The sequence below is a fragment of the Streptomyces sp. NPDC047971 genome, assembly GCF_040653355.1.
Taxonomy (GTDB): domain Bacteria; phylum Actinomycetota; class Actinomycetes; order Streptomycetales; family Streptomycetaceae; genus Streptomyces.
Map to the genome: position 1 here is coordinate 410140 of NZ_JBEZNW010000001.1, position 18073 is coordinate 428212.

At 71.9% G+C, this 18073-nt stretch carries 17 protein-coding genes; 6 read left to right on the top strand and 11 right to left on the bottom strand.

Annotation, left to right across the window (positions count from 1 at the left end):
- Positions 1-10: 10 nt before the first annotated feature.
- The 7 genes from AB0D99_RS01765 to AB0D99_RS01795 are packed head-to-tail and all read right to left on the bottom strand — an operon-like array spanning position 11 to position 7027.
- Positions 11-796 carry an ABC transporter ATP-binding protein gene (locus AB0D99_RS01765; protein WP_362355700.1) on the bottom strand — a complete coding sequence of 262 codons (786 nt, stop codon included), beginning with the start codon at positions 794-796 and terminating at the stop codon, positions 11-13.
- Positions 789-1718, bottom strand: a complete 930-nt coding sequence (locus tag AB0D99_RS01770; RefSeq protein WP_362355702.1) for an ABC transporter permease — start codon at positions 1716-1718, stop codon at positions 789-791. The genes AB0D99_RS01765 and AB0D99_RS01770 overlap by 8 nt, the downstream gene beginning before the upstream one ends.
- A gap of 49 nt (positions 1719-1767) precedes the next feature.
- Positions 1768-2646 carry a glycosyltransferase gene (locus AB0D99_RS01775; RefSeq protein ID WP_362356037.1) on the bottom strand — a complete coding sequence of 293 codons (879 nt, stop codon included), beginning with the start codon at positions 2644-2646 and terminating at the stop codon, positions 1768-1770.
- Between the two features lie 20 nt (positions 2647-2666).
- Positions 2667-3446 (bottom strand): CDP-alcohol phosphatidyltransferase family protein, encoded by a 780-nt coding sequence (locus AB0D99_RS01780; protein ID WP_362355704.1) that lies wholly within the window; start codon positions 3444-3446, stop codon positions 2667-2669.
- Positions 3424-4485, bottom strand: coding sequence for an iron-containing alcohol dehydrogenase family protein (locus tag AB0D99_RS01785; protein ID WP_362355706.1), 1062 nt, complete (start codon positions 4483-4485; stop codon positions 3424-3426). Before AB0D99_RS01785 ends, AB0D99_RS01780 begins: the two co-directional genes overlap by 23 nt.
- Positions 4473-5210, bottom strand: coding sequence for a phosphocholine cytidylyltransferase family protein (locus tag AB0D99_RS01790; protein ID WP_362355708.1), 738 nt, complete (start codon positions 5208-5210; stop codon positions 4473-4475). Before AB0D99_RS01790 ends, AB0D99_RS01785 begins: the two co-directional genes overlap by 13 nt.
- Positions 5207-7027: a DUF5941 domain-containing protein gene (locus AB0D99_RS01795; RefSeq protein WP_362356039.1), complete on the bottom strand. Its 1821-nt coding sequence runs from the start codon at positions 7025-7027 to the stop codon at positions 5207-5209. The genes AB0D99_RS01790 and AB0D99_RS01795 overlap by 4 nt, the downstream gene beginning before the upstream one ends.
- A gap of 406 nt (positions 7028-7433) precedes the next feature.
- On the opposite strand from AB0D99_RS01795, the gene AB0D99_RS01800 reads away from it, so the two are divergent.
- From AB0D99_RS01800 to idi, 3 genes are all read left to right on the top strand, one after another.
- Positions 7434-8375 carry a cation diffusion facilitator family transporter gene (locus AB0D99_RS01800; protein WP_362355710.1) on the top strand — a complete coding sequence of 314 codons (942 nt, stop codon included), beginning with the start codon at positions 7434-7436 and terminating at the stop codon, positions 8373-8375.
- A 202-nt stretch (positions 8376-8577) separates the two neighbouring features.
- A complete protein-coding gene (locus AB0D99_RS01805) occupies positions 8578-9858 on the top strand; it encodes a bifunctional class I SAM-dependent methyltransferase/N-acetyltransferase (protein ID WP_362355712.1) in 1281 nt (426 codons plus the stop codon).
- A gap of 143 nt (positions 9859-10001) precedes the next feature.
- Positions 10002-10610 (top strand): isopentenyl-diphosphate Delta-isomerase, encoded by a 609-nt coding sequence (gene idi, locus AB0D99_RS01810; RefSeq protein WP_362355714.1) that lies wholly within the window; start codon positions 10002-10004, stop codon positions 10608-10610.
- On the opposite strand, the gene AB0D99_RS01815 is transcribed toward idi, so the two are convergent.
- Together AB0D99_RS01815 and AB0D99_RS01820 are read right to left on the bottom strand one after the other, a co-directional pair.
- Entirely contained in the window at positions 10576-11139 is a 564-nt protein-coding gene (locus AB0D99_RS01815; RefSeq protein ID WP_362356041.1) for an ATP-binding protein, read from the bottom strand. The genes idi and AB0D99_RS01815 overlap by 35 nt on opposite strands.
- A 131-nt stretch (positions 11140-11270) precedes the next feature.
- On the bottom strand, positions 11271-11954 hold the full coding sequence (locus AB0D99_RS01820) for a DUF308 domain-containing protein (protein WP_362355716.1): 684 nt from the start codon (positions 11952-11954) through the stop codon (positions 11271-11273).
- A gap of 69 nt (positions 11955-12023) precedes the next feature.
- On the opposite strand from AB0D99_RS01820, the gene AB0D99_RS01825 reads away from it, so the two are divergent.
- Complete coding sequence (locus AB0D99_RS01825) at positions 12024-12767, top strand: enoyl-CoA hydratase/isomerase family protein (protein WP_362355718.1); 744 nt, start codon at positions 12024-12026, stop codon at positions 12765-12767.
- 16 nt (positions 12768-12783) lie between these two features.
- Here the strand turns inward: AB0D99_RS01825 and AB0D99_RS01830 are convergent, their stop codons facing one another.
- Both AB0D99_RS01830 and AB0D99_RS01835 read right to left on the bottom strand, forming a co-directional pair.
- Complete coding sequence (locus tag AB0D99_RS01830) at positions 12784-13428, bottom strand: DJ-1/PfpI family protein (RefSeq protein ID WP_362355720.1); 645 nt, start codon at positions 13426-13428, stop codon at positions 12784-12786.
- Between the two features lie 100 nt (positions 13429-13528).
- Positions 13529-14500: a GlxA family transcriptional regulator gene (locus AB0D99_RS01835; RefSeq protein ID WP_362355722.1), complete on the bottom strand. Its 972-nt coding sequence runs from the start codon at positions 14498-14500 to the stop codon at positions 13529-13531.
- Positions 14501-14635: 135 nt separating this feature from the next.
- Between AB0D99_RS01835 and AB0D99_RS01840 the strand changes: the two genes are divergently transcribed.
- Positions 14636-15499, top strand: a complete 864-nt coding sequence (locus AB0D99_RS01840; RefSeq protein WP_362355724.1) for a hypothetical protein — start codon at positions 14636-14638, stop codon at positions 15497-15499.
- A 99-nt stretch (positions 15500-15598) separates the two neighbouring features.
- The gene (locus AB0D99_RS01845; RefSeq protein ID WP_362355726.1) at positions 15599-18019 is read left to right on the top strand and encodes a Tex family protein; all 2421 of its coding nucleotides are present in this window, start codon (positions 15599-15601) and stop codon (positions 18017-18019) included.
- Positions 18020-18073: the final 54 nt, after the last annotated feature.

Sequence of the window (18073 nt, forward strand, 5' to 3'; positions counted from 1 at the left end):
GCCGCCGGGACTACTTCCCGGTCTCGCGCTCGTACGCCTTGATGACCTCGTCCGTGGGTCCGTCCATCAGCAGCTCGCCCTTCTCCAGCCACAGCACCCGGTCGCAGGTGTCCCTGATCGACTTGTTGCTGTGACTGACCAGGAAGACGGTGCCGGCCTCCTTGCGGAGCTCACGGATGCGCTCCTCGGAGCGGATCTGGAAGCGGCGGTCACCGGTCGCGAGCGCCTCGTCGATCATGAGTACGTCGTGGTTCTTGGCCGCCGCGATGGCGAACCGGAGCCGGGCACCCATGCCGGAGGAGTACGTGCGCATCGGGAGGCTGATGAAGTCGCCCTTCTCGTTGATGCCCGAGAAGTCGACGATCCCCTGGTAGCGCTCGCGGATCTCTTCCTTGCTCATTCCCATGGCAAGGCCGCCGAGTATCACGTTGCGCTCGCCGGTGAGGTCGTTCATCAGCGCCGCGTTGACGCCGAGGAGCGAGGGCTGGCCGTCGGTGTAGACCTTGCCGCTCTCCGTGGGGAGCAGGCCCGCGATGGCGCGCAGCAGGGTGGACTTGCCGGAGCCGTTGCTGCCGATGAGGCCGATGGCCTCGCCGCGGTAGGCGGTGAAGGAGACACCTCGTACGGCGTGCACCTTGCGCACACCCCGGGAGACCTCGGCCTTGCCGCGGCCGAGGATCCTGCTGAGCGCCGCCGTGGCGCTCCCCTTGCCGCCGCCACCGGTGTTCACCCGGTAGACGATGTGGACCTCGTCGGCGATGACGGTGGGAACGCGTCCCTGGTCGATGTCAGCCACGGCCGTACCTCTCCTCGGCCTTCCAGAAGTAGACGAAGCCGCCGAGACCCAGCGCCAGGGCCCAGCCCAGCGCGGCCATCCAGACGTGCGACGGGAGGTTGCCGGCGCCGTAGCCGTCGATCAGGGCGAACCGGATGAGGTCCATGTAGATCGCCGCCGGGTTGTACATGAGGACGTCGGCGATCCAGGCCGGCTTGTCCGCGAGCATCACCGGGATCGAGAACATCACGCCGGAGGCGTACATCCAGGTGCGCATGATGAACGGCATGAGCTGGGCCAGGTCGGGCGTCTTGGCGCCCATCCTGGCCATGATCATGGCGAGCCCGACGTTGAACACGAACTGCAGCGTCAGGGCCGGGACCAGCAGGAGCCAGCTCAGCGACGGGTAGCTGCCGAAGGCGATCGCGACGGCCGCCAGCACGATCATGGAGAAGAGCAGCTGCTGGAGCTGCTGGAGCGCGAAGGAGATGGGCAGCGTGGCCCGCGGGAAGTGCAGGGCCCGGACGAGTCCGAGGTTGCCCGAGATCGCCCGCACGCCCGCCATGACCGAGCTCTGCGTGAAGGTGAACACGAAGATCCCGGTGACCAGGAAGGGGATGTAGACCGAGGTCGTCATGCCCTGGCCGGCGTCCAGGATCAGCCCGAAGATCAGGTAGTAGACCATCGCGTTGAGCAGCGGGGTCGCCACCTGCCACAACTGGCCGAGCTTCGCCTGGCTGTACTGCGCCGTCAGCTTGGCCTGGGAGAAGGCCAGGATGAAGTGGCGCCGCCCCCACAGCTGACGGACGTACTCCAGGATGCCGGGCCGGGCGCCGCTGACCGCGAGACCGTACTTGGCCGCCAGTTCGGCCGGGGTCAGGCCGTCGTCGGCAGAGGGCGGGGCGCTCGTCGCGACCGCACCGTCGTGGGTTGTGTCACTCACAAGTCGAAACTTTCGTATCCAGAAGCGCGGCAAGTCGGGTACCACGGTGTCACACGACGGGCGGGCGTCCCAGTCGGGTCAGCCGCCACACCGTACGCCATTTCATGGGCCGTCGCGGTCCGCAGGGAACGCGCCAGCCTTCCCGGAATCCGCCGACCCACGCCTTGAGCGCGGGGAGGGACGGGCGCCGCGCCAGAGTCAGCAGCAGCCAGACACCGAGATAGACCGGAACGAGGGGTGCGGGGAGATTGCGCCGAGCCAGCCACACCCGGTTGCGGGCCACGTTGAAGTGGTACGACGCGTGCCGGGAGGGCGGTGTGGTGGGGTGCAGCAGCACCATGTCGGAACGGTAGTCGATCATCCACTCGGCGTCGAGCGCCCGCCATGCGAGATCGGTCTCCTCGTGGGCGTAGAAGAACTCGCCCGGCAGATCGCCGACTTCGGTGAGGACCTTCGTACGGACCGCGTTGGCACCGCCGAGGAAGGTGGTCACGCGCGAGGACCGCATCGGGTCGGACGCGCGCAGCCGCGGGACGTGCCGGCGCTGGGTGAGGCCCGTCTCGGGGTCCGCGATCCGGAAGCTGATGATGCCCAGCCGGGGGTCGGCGGTGAACGCCTGGCGGACCAGTTCGGCGGTGTCCTCGTGGGCGAGCAGACCGTCGTCGTCCAGGAAGAGCAGCGCGTCGACGGGGCCGCAGGGGCCGCCGGGGCCGAAGGCCGCGATGCCGACGTTGCGTCCGCCGGGGATGCCCAGGTTCTCGGGCAGGTCGATGGTGTGGACGCCGTCGGGCACGCCCGTCACGGGGGCGCCGTTGCCGACGACGACGACCTCGACCGGGTCGCCCTCCTGCTTGGCGACCGAGTCGAGGAGCGCGCGCAGGTCGTCGGGGCGGTTGCCCATGGTGATGATGACGGCGCCCAGCTTCATCGGCGTACTCACGCGTGTCCTCACTTCAGCCGGCTCGACGCCAGGATCGACACCAGGTGGAGCACCGTCTGCAGCATCGCGATGGCCGCGAGGACCGCGACGCCGAGGCGGGTGTAGAAGAGGTCGCCGCGTGCCGCGTCGAGCAGCGCGAGGACCAGGATGAGCAGGGACGCCTCGATGCCGAGGACCAGGCGGTGGAACTTGAGCGCCGCGGCCGCCCGGCGGGCGAGGGCCATGCCGGAGGACCGGGGCTCGCTCGCCGCCTCCTTCACCGGAGGCATCCCGCCCTGGTGGCGGGCGACGCCGACGAGGTCGGTCTCGGCCTTGATGAGGATGGCCCCGAGCGCGGCGAGGGTGCCGAGGAAGGCCCACAGCCAGTCGATCCTGCCGCCGCCCCAGAGGTCGGCCGCGCGCAGCCCGAGGCCGACGAGGACGGCGGCGTCGCACAGGTAGGCGCCGACGCGGTCCAGGTAGACGCCGGAGAGCGAGTACTGCTTCTTCCAGCGGGCGACCTCGCCGTCGACGCAGTCGAGCAGCAGGTAGAGCTGGACGGCGACGACACCGAGGACGGCGCCCCAGATGCCCGGCACGAGCAGCGCGGGGGCCGCGAGGACGCCGCAGAGGGTCATCACGTAGGTCAGCTGGTTCGGCGTGACCTTGGTGGTGACCAGGTGGCGGGTGATGCGCAGCGAGATCTCGCGCATGTACAGGCGGCCGCCCCAGTGCTCGCCGCTGCGGCGGTCCTTCACCCCCGCCGGGTGCACGACCGGGCGAAGCTCAGCTACCGATGGCTTTGGCATAGTCCGCGTACGCGTCCCTGATCTGGTCGTCGGAGAGTTCGAGGTGTTCGAGGATGGTGAAGCGGCCGGGACGCGTCTGCGGGGCGAAGGACACGGCGCGGACGAACTCGTCCACGCTGAAGCCCATCTCCTGAGGGGTCACGGGCAGGCCGTGCCGGCGCAGCGTCTCGACCATGCCCAGCGAGCCCTCCGCGGCGCCGCGCAGGTGCATCGCGAAGGCCGCGCCCAGTCCGCACTGCTCGCCGTGGCTGGCGGCGCGCTCGGGGAAGAGCAGGTCGAAGGCGTGGCTGATCTCGTGGCAGGCGCCCGAGGAGGGCCGGCTGTCGCCGCTGATCGACATGGCGATCCCGGACATCACCAGGCCCTCGGAGAGGGTGACGAGGAAGTCGTCGTCACCGACGCCGCCGGGGTGCCGGAGCACCGCCTCGCCGGCGCTGCGGGCCATCGCCGCGGCCAGGCCGTCGACGGGCTCGCCGGTCTCCCGGTGCGAGAGCTCCCAGTCCGCGATCGCGGAGAGGTTGGAGATCGCGTCGCCGATGCCGGAGCGGACGAAGCGCACCGGGGCGTCCCGGATCACATCGAGGTCGATGACGAGGGCGATCGGGGTCGGCACACCGTAGGAGCCGCGCCCGTTGTCGTTGTCCAGGGTGGAGATCGGCGAGCAGATGCCGTCGTGCGACAGGTTCGTGGCGATGGCGACCAGCGGCAGGCCGACCCGGGCCGCCGCGTACTTGGTCACATCGATGATCTTGCCGCCGCCGAGGGCCACCACCGCGTCGTACCGCTTGCCGCGCATGGCGTCGGCGAGCGTGACCGCGGCATCGATGGTGCCGCCCTCGACCGGGTACCAGTCGGCGCCGGGCAGCTCGGGGGCGAACTGCTCGCGCAGCTTGAGCCCCGAGCCGCCGCTGATCGCCACGGCGATCCGGCCGTTGCTGGAGATCCGCTGGTCCGCCAGGAGGCCGGCGAGATCGTCCAGCGCTCCCCGGCGGATGTCGACGACGACCGGCGAGGGAATCAGCCGGGTCAGTACTGGCACGCGATCTCACGGCCCTTCGCGAGGTCGTCGTGGTTGTCGATCTCGACCCACTTGACGTCGCCGATGGGAGCCACGTCGATCGTGAAGCCGTCGTCGACGAGCTTCTGGTAGCCGTCCTCGTAGTAGAGGTCGGGGTCGCGCTCGAAGGTGGCCTTCAGCGCGTCGGCGAGCGCCTCGGCGGCCTCGGGCTCGATGAGGGTGACACCGATGTACTCGCCGGTGGCGCCGGCCGGGTCCATCAGCTTGGTGATCTTCTGGACGCCCTTGCCCTCGGCGGTGATGACCTTCATCTCCTCGTCGGCCAGGTTCTTGACCGTGTCGAGGGCGAGGATGATCTTCTGGCCGTCGCCGCGGGCGGCGAGCAGGGTCTTCTCGACGGAGACCGGGTGGACGGTGTCGCCGTTGGCGAGGATCACACCGCGCTTGAGGACCTCACGGGCGCACCACAGGGAGTAGGCGTTGTTCCACTCCTCGGCCTTGTCGTTGTCGATCAGCGTGATCGACAGGCCGTACGTGGCCTCCAGGGCCTCCTTGCGCGCGTACACGGCCTCCTTGCGGTAGCCGACGACGATGGCGACCTCGGTGAGGCCGACCTCCGCGAAGTTCTTCAGCGTGAGGTCCAGGACGGTGGTGTCACCGTCGACAGGCACGAGGGCCTTCGGAAGCGTGTCGGTGTAGGGGCGCAGACGCCTTCCGGCACCGGCTGCCAGTACGAGGCCAATCATGCTGTTTCTCCTTCGTCATGTACGGCGGGTGCTCCGGAGGACACCCAGAAGCGGATGGACTCCACGAGCACCACGAGCGCGATGGTGACCGCCAGGGCGGTGAGCGCCAGGGTGAAGTCGTTGCCACGGCTCGCCAGCAGGGCGGCGAGGACGGTCACCAGCAACGTGCGGCCCTCGTGACCGCCGATCGCGCGCACCAGCCACGAGGGCGGCGCGCCGGTGCCGCCGCGGATGCGGTACACCGTGTCGTAGTGATGGTAGGCGACGGCCGCCACCAGTCCGTAGGCCGCGGGCAAGGCCCCGTTCACCTCGGAGCGGGCGGCGAGGATCAGGATCGTGCCGTACTCCGCGGCCCGGAAGAGCGGCGGGAGCAGCCAGTCGAGGGGGCCCTTGAGGGGGCCCCCGACGGCGATGCCCGCGGCCGCGACGTAGACCACGGCGGCCAGGACGACCCAGTAACTGCCGACGCTCTTGTCGGCCGCCTCCACCAGCAGGATCGCCGCACCGACGGCCGCGGCCAGCGGGGCCGTCCAGCGACCCCGGCCGCCGCCCGGCGAACCCGCGATGAACTGCGCGATCGGGCCGCTGTCGGCCAGGTCGGCCAGGGCCTGGGCGGCCCGGTCGGTGCGCTTGGCCTTGCGGGTCAGCGACCGCAGCACGCGGCCGGCGGTGGTGTAGCAGGCGCCGAACGCGCAGCCGATGATCAGGGCCCAGAAGACGATCCGCGGGGTGGTGACGGCGGTCAGGACCGCGATCATGGCCCAGCGCTCGCCGATCGGCAGGATGATCATCCGGCGGACCCAGACGGTCCAGCCGACGCTGTCCAGGCGACTGGAGAGGGCCGCGGTGGGGCTCGTGTTGGCCGTGGCGTCGTGGTTCGCCTCGTTGAACGAGAAGTCCACGACGTGGCGGCAGGTCATCAGGACCATCGCGCCCAGCGCGAGCGCCCACACGTCGTCACCGTTGCGCGCGGCCCCGAGGGCGAGGCCCGCGTAGAAGGCGTACTCCTTGGCGCGGTCGAAGGTGGCGTCCAGCCAGGCGCCCATCGTCGAGTACTGCAGGGAGTAGCGGGCGAGCTGCCCGTCGGTGCAGTCCAGGACGAAGGAGACCAGGAGCAGGACGCCGGCGGCGATGTAGCCGCCGCGCTCGCCGGTGGCGGCGCAGCCGGCCGCGATCAGGGCCGTGAGCAGCGAGGCGGTGGTGACCTGGTTGGGCGTCAGTCCGCGCCGCGCGCACCAGCGGGCGATGTAGCGCGAGTACGGGCTGATGAAGAAGGTGGTGAAGAAGCCGTCGTGGGCCTTCACCGCGGAGCGGAGCCGGACGGCCTCCTCGTCGACGTCGGCGACGGCGTCGCGGGCCGCGTGCCGGCCCTGCGCGTCGGACGGTACGGCGGCGACGAGCGAGCCGAGCGCGGGGCGGTGCACGGCGACGCCGCCGGCGTCGAGCGCGGCGGCGAGGGTGTCGGGCAGCGCCTCGCCCTCGGCGAGGACGGGTCCGTGGTCGGCGCCCGGCACCGGCGCGGACACGTCGGTGAGGGCGCGGGCGAGGGCCCCCCGGGCCTCGCTCTGCGCGGTGAGCGCGCCGGGCACGGCGGAGGCGGGGAAGCGGGGGTCGGTGAGACCCAGCCGCAGCGCGTGGAGGTGCCCGACGAAGCGGGGATCGACGACGGCGACCCGCTCGCCGGCCGGCACGGCGGCGAGCAGCGCGCCCGCGTCGCGCGGGTCGGTCGCTACCTTGACGTCGAAGCCCAGCGACCGCAGATCGCCGTCGAGCGACGATCCGGGTACCGGCGGACCGGTGAGGATGGCGGTCGACAGGACGAACTCACTCCTTGGAGCTGACGGGCGGGCCGGCGGGGCCCATGACACGGCCCCGGGCACAGCGGCACGGCCCGGCATCGGGCGGCAGCACGTCGGCTGAGGCTATCGGATGAACGAAAGCGGGAGTTCATCGAGGCTTTGCGGTGCGGACTCCCCCGGGCCCCCTCGCATCCTCGCGAGAGCGCCCCGTCCTGCGGAGATCATCATGGGCGATCGGCGCCCCGCCTCACAAACCACGCTGCGCGACCACCCTGAGCGACCGTCCGACCCCACCCCGAGCTGCGCACATAACCGCAGGTCAGACGATATGACAACGGTGTTCAGTACCGTGTTGCACATACCCCCCACCCGTAGTTCACTTGCGACTCGGGGCAACACGACGACACGACCGGGAGGCCTTGTCATGGGGGCTGGACACGACCACGGGCACAGCCACGGCGGACCGCCGCCCACGGGGACCGCGGCTGCGGCGTACCGGGGCCGGCTGCGGATCGCGCTGGCGATCACACTGTCCGTGATGGTGATCGAGATCATCGGCGGCATCGCCTCGAACTCACTGGCGCTGATCGCCGACGCCGCCCACATGGCGACGGACGCGGTCGGACTGGCCATGGCGCTGCTCGCGATCCACTTCGCCAACCGGCCACCGACGGAGCGGCGCACCTTCGGCTTCGCCCGGGCCGAGATCCTGGCGGCGCTGGCCAACTGTCTGCTGCTGCTCGGGGTCGGCGGTTATGTGCTCTACGAGGCGATCCAGCGGTTCATCGAGCCGGCCGAGACCAGGGGCGGCATGGCCATCGCCTTCGCGCTGATCGGCCTGGTCGCCAACATGATCTCGCTCTCGCTGCTCGTCCGGGGCCAGCGGGAGAGCCTGAACGTGCGCGGCGCGTATCTGGAGGTGCTCGCCGACGCCCTCGGATCGGTGACGGTGCTCGTCTCGGCGGGCATCATCCTCGCGACCGGCTGGCAGTACGCCGACCCGATCGCCTCGATCCTGATCGGTCTGATGATCGTGCCGCGCACGGTCAAGCTGCTGCGCGAGACCCTCGACGTCCTTCTGGAGTCCGCCCCCAAGGGCGTCGACATGGCGGAGGTCCGCGCGCACATCCTGGCGCTGCCGGGCGTCGAGGACGTCCACGATCTGCATGCCTGGACGATCACCTCGGGGATGCCGGTGCTCTCCGCGCACGTGGTGGTGGACCAGGGCGCGCTGGACTCGGTGGGCCACGAGAAGATGCTGCACGACCTTCAGGGCTGCCTCGGCTCGCACTTCGACGTGGAGCACTGCACCTTCCAGCTGGAGCCGGTGGGTCACGCCGAGCACGAGGCCAAGCTGTGTCTGTGACCCCGGGCGCCTGCTACCGTTGATCGACAGACATGCGTGGAGAGGAGCTGAGGTTGATGACCGTCGCGATGAAGGCTGCCCAGTGCGGCAGCGCCCGGTCCGACCTCAGCTTCCGGGTCTCCGGCTGACCTGATCTCCCGGTTCCTGCGAACCGGTTCGTCACGTCGTCGGCCGGGACCCTCTCACACAAGGGTTTCCCACGTTGTCCGACAACGATCTGCGTACCGCCTTCTTCGCCCTGCACCACGGCCTTCCGCGGCAGGGCCCCGGCTCCGACTCCACCACCCGTCGCCTGCTCGCGCTGACCCCCTGCGCCCCCGAGGGGCGTGACGGGAGTGCCGGTCCGCTTCCCGAGCGGCCCCGCGTGCTCGATCTCGGTTGCGGCCCCGGCCGCTCCGCCCTGCTCCTGGCCGCCGAGGCCGGCGCCGAGGTGACGGCCGTGGACCTGCACGAGCCCTTCCTCGACGAGCTGCGTCAGGCCGCCGAGGCCCGCGGGCTCGGCGATTCCGTCCGTACGCTCGCCGCCGACATGGGCGCACTCCCGTTCCCCGACGGATCCTTCGATCTCGTCTGGGCCGAGAGCTCGGCCTACGCCATCGGCTTCGACACCGCGCTGCGCGAGTGGCGCCGCCTCCTCGCGCCGGGCGGGGCCCTCGTCCTGACCGAGTGCGAGTGGACGGTGGAGGCGCCGAGCCGGGAGGCCCGCGCCTTCTGGGACCTTCACTACCCGCTCCGTACCACCGCCGCGAACACGGCGGCGGCGACCGACGCCGGCTATCACGTCCTCGGTGTCGTCCCCCAGCCCGAGAGCGACTGGGACGAGTACTACGGCCCGCTCTCGGCGCGGGCCGACGCCGCCGATCCGACGGCTCCCGGCATGGCCGGGGCCCTCGCCGCGACGCGCGCGGAGCTCGCGATGCGCCGTGACCACGGCGGCGAGTACGGCTACACCGGCTACGTCCTGCGGCCCTCGGACCCCCGATGGCGTACGCGGGAGGAGACGGCCGCGGACGTTCCGCGCGTACGGCGGATCAACGCGAGCGCCTTCGCCACCGAGGACGAGGCCGCGCTGGTCGACGCCCTGCGGGAGGACCCCGGCGCCTGGCTGCCCGGTCTCTCGTACGTCGCCGAGGCGCCGGACGGCACGGTGGCGGCGTACGCGCTGCTCACCCGCTGCCACGTCGACGGCGCCCCGGCGGCGGCCCTCGCCCCGGTCGCCGTCGATCCGGCGTACCAGCGGCAGGGTGCCGGCGAGGCCGTGGTCCGGGCCGTGCTCGACGCGGCGCGGCTGCGCGGGGAGCGGCTGGTGCTGGTGCTCGGCCACCCCGAGTACTACCCACGATTCGGCTTCGCACGGGCGTCTGAATACGGGATCAAGCCAGGTTTCGAGGTTCCGGACGAGGCGATGATGGCGCTGGTTCTCGACGGTTCCGCCCAGGTCACCCCGGGCATGATCCATTATCCGACGGCCTTCGGCGTCTGACGTGTCGCCCGCTCCCGCCGCACGAGGTGTACTCCGGTGCGGTGGGAGCGGGCCATGTCCGGCCTCCGAAGTACGGACAAGCCGCTTTTGTGCGGCAGACTGAGGGGGCCCCAACGGGCCGAGGATCGAAGCGAAGGATGGGTATGCCGACCACATCAGCCACTGCGGCACACAGCTCGCCGAACGGCGTCTCTTCGGGCGCGGCCCCGGCGTCGATCATGCTGGAGCTGGTCGACGAGGACGGCACCACCATCGGTACGGCCGAGAAGCTCGCGGCACACCAGGCGCCGGGGCAGCTGCACCGCGCCTTCTCCGTCTTCCTGTTCGACGAGTCCGGCCGCCTGCTGCTCCAGCGCCGGGCGCTGGGCAAGTACCACTCCCCCGGTGTCTGGTCGAACACCTGCTGCGGCCACCCGTACCCGGGCGAGGCGCCGTTCGCGGCGGCCGCCCGGCGCACCTACGAGGAGCTGGGAATCTCGCCCTCGCTGCTCGCCGAGGCCGGCACCGTCCGCTACAACCACCCGGATCCCGCGTCGGGCCTGGTGGAGCAGGAGTACAACCACCTCTTCGTCGGCATGGTGCAGGCCGATCTGCGCCCGGACCCGGAGGAGGTCGAGGAGACCGCCTTCGTGACGGCGGAGGAGCTCACCGAGCGGCATGCGGCCGCGCCGTTCTCCGCCTGGTTCATGACCGTCCTGGACGCGGCGCGTCCGGCCGTCAGGGAGCTGACGGGTCCGTCCGGGGGCTGGTGATCCCGGGCAGGAGCGGGGTGCCGGGCGCCGTCGCGGGTGCCCGGGACCCGATCCCCGGCGCCGCCGCGGGCCCCGGTGCCTGCGGTGCGAGGGGCAGGGCGGCCCAGATGATCTTGCCGCCGCTCGCGGTGTGCTCCACGTCGCATGCCCCGCCGGACTCCAGCGCGATCTCCCGCACCAGGAGCAGCCCGCGGCCGCCCGTCTGCCCGTAGTCCGCCTCCAGCGCCTTGGGGCGGTACGGATGGTTGTCCTCGACGGACACCCTGATCCACTCCGCGCCGATCGCCACCTCCACCGCCACCTCGGGGGACAGCAGCGCCGCATGCTTGACGGCGTTGGTGACCAGCTCCGAGACGATCAGGAGCAGGCCCTGGACCGTGTCGTCGTGGACCGGCACCCCTTGACGGATCAGCAGGTCCCGAACGGCATGCCGGGCCTGCGGAACGGAGACGTCGACCGCGGGAGCGGTGAAGCGCCAGACCCCTTCGTAGGACGGTGGCCGTGCGGGGACGCTCCCCCGGCTCTCCATAGTCCGGCTCCCACCCTCGTGCTCGATTGTCGCCACGGGATCGAGTCTTGGTAATCCGTAGGTCCGGACCGGCCTACTGACCAGAAGTCGACACTTATCGACCGACTTCTGATCGGGTGAGTATGCCAAGGTCAGTTGTTCGACCGTTCCTGATCTTCTTCTGACGGCTTCGGAGGCGTCTGCTCCGTACCCGGCGGAGGCGTCCGCGGAGCGACGTCCGACGGGGCCCGCGCGGAGGCCGCCTCAGGGGTGACCATACCGACGATCCGTCGGCCTCCGACACCGATGGCGATCAGTCCGAGACCGTCGAAGAGCAGGGCGAGCGAGAAGAAGACCCCGAGGACGTAGCGGCTGCTGTCGGGCCAGTCGAAGAGCACCAGCAGCCCGAGCAGGAGCCCGAAGGCCCCCTGGAGCAGCGTCCAGCCCATCTGCGGCCCGCGCACCACCACGCTCCCCACCAACCGGAACACCCCGCCGGTCAGGAAGAGCAGCGCCGCGAACATGGTCAGCGCCTCGGCCGACCCCTCGGGGTGACGGATCACGACGACACCGGCCGCGATGTTCAGGGCCGCGACCACCACGGCGAGCCAGAAGTAGCTGGTGCCGCGGGACTCGATGGCGTGCAGCAGACCCACGAGGCCCCCGATGAGCAGGAGCCAGCCGAAGAGGAGCATCGAGGTGAGGGTGGCGAGGCCGGTGTAGAAGAGCCCGATGATCCCGGCGATCACGAGCAGGACACCGAGGAAGGTGAGCCAGCCGAAACTGCGGCGCAGCTTCCTGCCCTCGCGTACGGCGTCGTGGGAACCCTGGGCCATGGGGCGCCTCCTCCTGGCACGACCCCCTTCCTGATCGTACGGTCGGGGTGCCCGGATAGCATCCGGCGCATGGAGCCGCAGCTGAGTGTCAGCGTCGTCGACGGGATCGCCACCGTCGTCATCTCGAACCCCGCGAAGCGCAACGCGATGACGGCCGCGATGTGGCGGTCCCTGCCGGGGCTGCTCGCCCCGCTCGCGACCGACGCCGAGGTCCGCGTCCTGGTCCTCACCGGTCAGGGCGAGACCTTCTGCGCCGGCGCGGACATCTCCACGCTGCGGGAACCGGGCGACGAACAGCAGGCGCTCGCGGTTCGGGCCGAGGAGGCGCTCGCCGCCTTCCCGAAGCCGACGCTCGCCGCCGTCCGCGGCTACTGCGTGGGCGGCGGCAGCCAGCTCGCCGCCGCATGCGACCTGCGGTTCGCCGAGGAGGGCGCGCGTTTCGGAGTCACCCCCTCGAAGCTCGGCATCGTCTATCCGTCGTCCTCCACCCGGCGGCTGTCCTCGCTCGTGGGGCCCTCGGCCGCCAAGTACCTGCTCTTCTCCGGCGAGTTGATCGACTCGGCGCGGGCGCTGCGCACCGGCCTCGTGGACGAGGTGCTGCCGTCGGGCGAACTGGACAAGCGGGTGGGCGAGTTCACCCGCGTCCTGACGTCCCGGTCGCTGCTGACGCAGGCGGCGGCGAAGGAGTTCGCCGACGGCCGGGTCGACCGTGACGCGTACTGGGCGGAGGAGGCGCGCGGCAGCGGCGACACCGCGGAGGGGGTCGCCGCCTTCCTGGAGCGCCGCGCGCCCCGCTTCGGCTACGGGATCTGATCCGTTCCGGCCGCCGTCAGTCCTCCTGGGCGAGGACCGTCTCCGCCTGCCCCCGCCAGCGTGCGACGATCGCGGCCGGCGCCTTCTCCGGCGACCCCGCCTCGTAAGGAGGCTGCGGGTCGTACTCCGTCAGGAGCTGGACGGTCTGCGCGACCTCGTCGCCGGCGATCCGTCCGAGCAGGTGGAGCGCCATGTCGATGCCCGAGGACACTCCGGCGGCGGTGACGTATTTGCCGTCGAAGACGACCCGCTCGCCCGTGGGTTCGGCGCCGAAGGGCTTCAGCTCGTCGAGCGCGAGCCAGTGGGCCGTGGCACGGCGGCCCGCGAGCAGGCCGGCGCCGGCGAGGATCAGCGAGCCGGTGCACACGGACGTGGTCCAGGTGCTGGTGGCGTCGGCCGTACGGACCCAGGCGAGGATCTCGGGGTCGAGCATCGCCTCGCGCGAGCCCGGCCCGCCGGGGATCAGGAGGATGTCCGGGGCCGGGACGTCGGCGAGGGACTTGTCGGCGACCAGGGCGAGACTCCCCTGGTCGCCCCGGACCTGGCCCGCCTCCTTGGCGACGAAGACGGTCTCGGCCCCGGGGAGCCGGGACAGGAGCTCGTACGGGCCGACGGCGTCGAGCGTGGTGAAGCGGTCGTAGAGCAGGACGGCGATCTGCATGGTGTTCCCCTCGGTGGTCGGTGATGGTGATCGGTGTCGGCGAGCCCGTGACGGGTGGTCGGCGGGCGTGCCCGTGCGGTGGTCGGATCGGTGGCATCGGTCAGCGGGTCGGCGACACGGGTGCGTGGAAGCGGCGTCGGTACTCGGCCGGGGCCGTGTCGAGCGCCTTGACGAAGGCCCGGCGCATGGCCTCGGGGGTGCCGTAGCCGGCCGCCCGGGCGACCTCCTGGACCCCCACGGCCGTCTCCTCCAGGAGCCTGCGCGCGTGCTCCAGCCGGACCCGGTCCACGTACCGGCCCGGAGTCGTGCCGGTCTCCGCCTGGAACGCGCGGGCGAAGTGGCGGGGCGACAGCCGGGCACGGGCCGCCAGCGCCTCGACGGAGAGGTCCCCCTCGGGGTGCTCGGTGATCCACTGCTGGAGGTCGCGCAGGGGTGCCCGCCGGGCGGTCTGCGCGGCCAGCTGGGCGCTGAACTGCGCCTGGTTGCCCGGGCGGCGGAGGAAGACGACCAGATGACGGGCGACGGTCAGCGCGGTGTCGCGGCCCAGGTCCTCCTCGACCAGCGCGAGGGCGAGGTCGATGCCCGCGGTCACGCCGGCCGAGGTGGAGATCCTTCCGTCGCGGACGAAGATCGGCTCAGGCTCCACCTCGACCTCGGGGTAGCAGCGGGCGAGATGGTCGCAGGCGACCCAGTGGGTGGTGGCCCGGTGACCGTCGAGGAGCCCGGCCTCGGCGAGCAGCAGCGCACCGGTGCAGACGGAGACCAGACGCTCGGCCTGCGGGGCGTTCTCGCGCAGCCAGTCGACCAGCCGGGGGTCGGGGTGGCGGGTGCCCTCGCCGCCGGGGACGAGGAGGGTGTGCGGGCGCTCCGCGTCGGCGAGCGTCGTGTCCGGGAGGATCCGCAGGCCGCTCTGGGTGCGGACCGGCCCCCCGTCGAGCGAGGCGGTCAGGATCGGGTAGGCGGCGTCGCCGCCGGAGGCGCGGCCGGCCCCGGCGAACACCTCCACCGGTCCGGTGACATCCAGGCTCTGCACGTCGTCGAAGAGGACGACGAGCACGGGTCGCTTCGTCATGTGTTCCATCCTTGGCGTGGTCCGGGATGTCCGCAATGACGAAGGCCCCACCTTTCCTGCCATCGGCCGGCGGCGGCCGCGGCCGGGGCCGCCCCGGGCTTCCGGTCGTACCGACCAGTCGGTAACGTGCCGTCCATGACCTCTCTGCCGCCCCGCGCGGGCCGCCGCTGCCACCACATGCTCAACCCGATGCACTCCACGGTGTACTTCTCACCGGACCTGGACACCGAGTTCCGGGCCCTCGGATTCGATGACACCTCGGCCATGCGGCTCGCCTCGCGGAGCGCCGCGATGGGCGCCGTGGGCGCCGGCACCGTCGCCGCGGCCTTCTCCAACTACAACGTCGAGCTGCTGGCCCGGCACCTGCCGGCCGTCTGGGACATCGCCTCGCCGGGCGACGTGCTGGCCGCGCGGCTGCGGGCCGTGGACGCCACGATGCGCCGTCTCCTCGGCGAGGAGGCGATCGCCTCGGCCGAGATGGCGGAGGCCGCCGAGCTCGCCCTGCGCGCCACCGAGGGCTGCACCCGGCACGCCCGGCCGCTCTACTCGGCCCACGCCGACCTGCCGGTCCCCGAGGAGGCGCACCTGCGCTACTGGCATGCCGCGACGCTGCTCCGCGAGCACCGGGGCGACGGCCACCTGGCGGCCCTCCTGAGCGCGGGCCTCGACCCGCTGGAGGCGATGGTCAGCCACACCGCCACCGGCACCGGCATGAACCCGCGCTGGGCGCTGGGTGCCCGCGGCTGGCGCCGCGCCGACTGGGACGCCGCCGCCTCACGGCTGCGCGAGCGCGGGCTGCTGGACGCGGACGGCGAGCTCACCGTCGAGGGGGTCGCCCTGCGTGACGCGGTGGAGGAGCACACCGACCGCATGGACTCCGCGCCGTACGAGCACCTGGGCGCGGCGGGCGTGGAGCGCCTGACGGAGCTGGGCAAGGGCTTCCGCAACGCGGCCTTCCTGGCGGGGGCCTTCCCCGCGGACCTCGGCGACAAGGGCTGACGTCGGCCGCCGCGCGGGCGGGGCGGGTGCGGCGATACAGTCGGCGACCCGGCAGAATGCTGTCGCAAGCTTGAGGCACGAGAAGGCGAGTCGGACACCGTGACGACGTCCATCGAAGGCAGGATCGCCGAGGAACTCGGCGTACGCGAGCGACAGGTGAGGGCGGCCGTCGAGCTGCTCGACGGCGGATCGACCGTGCCGTTCATCGCGCGCTACCGCAAGGAAGCGACCGAGATGCTCGACGACGCGCAGCTGCGCACGCTCGAGGAGCGGCTGCGCTATCTGCGGGAGCTGGAGGACCGGCGGACCGCCATCCTCGATTCCGTACGGGAGCAGGGCAAGCTGACGGCCGAGGTGGAGGCGCAGATCCGGGCCGCCGACACCAAGGCCCGCCTCGAGGACATCTACCTGCCCTTCAAGCCCAAGCGGCGCACGAAGGCGCAGATCGCCCGCGAGGCCGGCCTGGAGCCGCTGGCGGAGGGGCTGCTCGCCGACCCGTCGGTGGAGCCCGCGGCCGCCGCGGCGGCCTTCGTCGACGCCGACAAGGGCGTCGCCGACCCGGCCGCGGCGCTGGAGGGCGCCCGCGCGATCCTCACCGAGAGGTTCTCCGAGGACGCCGACCTCATCGGCGAGCTGCGCGAGCGCATGTGGGGCCGGGGACGGCTGGCCGCCAAGGTCCGCGAGGGCAAGGAGGAGGCGGGCGCGAAGTTCGCCGACTACTTCGACTTCGCCGAGCCCTTCACGGCGCTCCCCTCGCACCGGGTCCTCGCGATGCTGCGCGGCGAGAAGGAGGACGTCCTCGCGCTGGAGCTGGAGCCGGAGGAGCCGTCCGAGGCGCCCGGCCCGTCCGCGTACGAGGGCATGGTCGCCCATCGCTTCGGCGTCGCCGAGCGAGGACGTCCGGGCGACAAGTGGCTGCTGGACACGGTCCGTTGGGCCTGGCGGACCCGGATCCTGGTCCATCTCGGGATCGATCTGCGACTGCGGCTGCGGACGGCGGCGGAGGACGAGGCGGTACGGGTCTTCGCGGCGAACCTGCGGGACCTGCTGCTCGCGGCGCCGGCCGGCACGCGGGCCACCCTGGGCCTGGACCCCGGTTTCCGTACGGGCGTGAAGGTCGCCGTGGTCGACGCGACGGGCAAGGTCGTGGCCACCGACACGATCTACCCGCACGTGCCGGCGAACAAGTGGGACGAGTCGCTGGCGAAGCTGGCGCGGCTCGCGAAGGAGCACGCGGTCGAGCTGGTCGCCATCGGCAACGGCACGGCCTCCCGCGAGACGGACAAGCTCGCGGCCGAACTCATCGCCAGGCACCCGGAGTTGCAGCTCACCAAGGTGATGGTCTCCGAGGCCGGCGCCTCGGTGTACTCCGCGTCCGCGTTCGCCTCGCAGGAACTGCCGGGACTGGACGTGTCGTTGCGCGGCGCCGTCTCGATCGCGCGGCGGCTGCAGGACCCGCTGGCCGAGCTGGTGAAGATCGACCCCAAGTCGATCGGGGTCGGGCAGTACCAGCACGACCTGTCCGAGGTGAAGCTCTCGCGTTCGCTGGACGCCGTGGTGGAGGACTGCGTGAACGGCGTCGGCGTCGACGTCAACACCGCGTCCGCGCCGCTGCTTTCGCGGGTGTCGGGGATCGGCGCCGGTCTGGCCGAGAACATCGTGGCGCACCGTGACGCCAACGGTCCCTTCCGGTCGCGCAAGGCGCTGAAGGACGTGGCGCGGCTCGGGCCGAAGGCGTACGAGCAGTGCGCGGGCTTCCTGCGGATCCGGGGCGGCGACGACCCGCTGGACGGGTCGTCGGTGCACCCGGAGGCGTACCCGGTGGTGCGGCGGATGGTGAAGACGACGGGCGGCGAGGTCGCGTCGCTGATCGGCAACACGGGTGTGCTGCGGTCGCTGCGGGCGGACGAGTTCGTCGACGAGACCTTCGGTCTGCCGACGGTCACGGACATCCTGCGCGAGCTGGAGAAGCCGGGGCGGGACCCGCGGCCGGCGTTCAGGACGGCGACCTTCAAGGAGGGCGTCGAGAAGATCGGCGACCTGGCCTCGGGCATGGTCCTGGAGGGCGTGGTCACGAACGTGGCGGCGTTCGGGGCGTTCGTGGACATCGGTGTGCACCAGGACGGCCTGGTGCACGTGTCCGCGATGTCCAAGACCTTCGTCAAGGACCCGCGCGACGTGGTGAAGCCGGGCGACGTGGTCCGGGTGAAGGTCCTGGACGTCGACATCCCGCGCAAGCGGATCTCGCTGACGCTGCGCCTCGACGACGAGGCGACGGCGGAGGCGGGGTCCGGGCAGCGGGAGCGTCGCGAGCGCGGCGACCGTGGCGGGCGCGGTGAGCGTGGCGGCCGTGGTGAGCGCGAGGGCCGTGGTGAGCGCGGTGGCCGCCCGCCGCAGCAGCGCCGGGGCCAGTCCCAGGGCGCGGCCCCGGCCGCTCCGGCGAACAGCGCGATGGCGGACGCGCTCCGCAAGGCGGGCCTGCTGAACGAGGACGGCGGCGGGAAGCGGCGCGGCCGCTGACACCGACGAGGGGCCCGGCCGGAAGCCGGGCCCCTCGTGTCCCACCGGGGGCAC

Bases quoted from the DNA above. Each gene is read 5' to 3' on its own strand.
- AB0D99_RS01775 (WP_362356037.1), bottom strand. From the start codon at position 2,646: ATGAAGCTGGGCGCCGTCATCATCACCATGGGCAACCGCCCCGACGAC.
- AB0D99_RS01780 (WP_362355704.1), bottom strand. From the start codon at position 3,446: ATGCCAAAGCCATCGGTAGCTGAGCTTCGCCCGGTCGTGCACCCGGCG.
- AB0D99_RS01790 (WP_362355708.1), bottom strand. From the start codon at position 5,210: ATGATTGGCCTCGTACTGGCAGCCGGTGCCGGAAGGCGTCTGCGCCCC.
- AB0D99_RS01800 (WP_362355710.1), top strand. From the start codon at position 7,434: ATGGGGGCTGGACACGACCACGGGCACAGCCACGGCGGACCGCCGCCC.
- idi (WP_362355714.1), top strand. From the start codon at position 10,002: ATGCCGACCACATCAGCCACTGCGGCACACAGCTCGCCGAACGGCGTC.
- AB0D99_RS01815 (WP_362356041.1), bottom strand. From the start codon at position 11,139: ATGGAGAGCCGGGGGAGCGTCCCCGCACGGCCACCGTCCTACGAAGGG.
- AB0D99_RS01820 (WP_362355716.1), bottom strand. From the start codon at position 11,954: ATGGCCCAGGGTTCCCACGACGCCGTACGCGAGGGCAGGAAGCTGCGC.
- AB0D99_RS01825 (WP_362355718.1), top strand. From the start codon at position 12,024: ATGGAGCCGCAGCTGAGTGTCAGCGTCGTCGACGGGATCGCCACCGTC.
- AB0D99_RS01830 (WP_362355720.1), bottom strand. From the start codon at position 13,428: ATGCAGATCGCCGTCCTGCTCTACGACCGCTTCACCACGCTCGACGCC.
- AB0D99_RS01835 (WP_362355722.1), bottom strand. From the start codon at position 14,500: ATGACGAAGCGACCCGTGCTCGTCGTCCTCTTCGACGACGTGCAGAGC.
- AB0D99_RS01840 (WP_362355724.1), top strand. From the start codon at position 14,636: ATGACCTCTCTGCCGCCCCGCGCGGGCCGCCGCTGCCACCACATGCTC.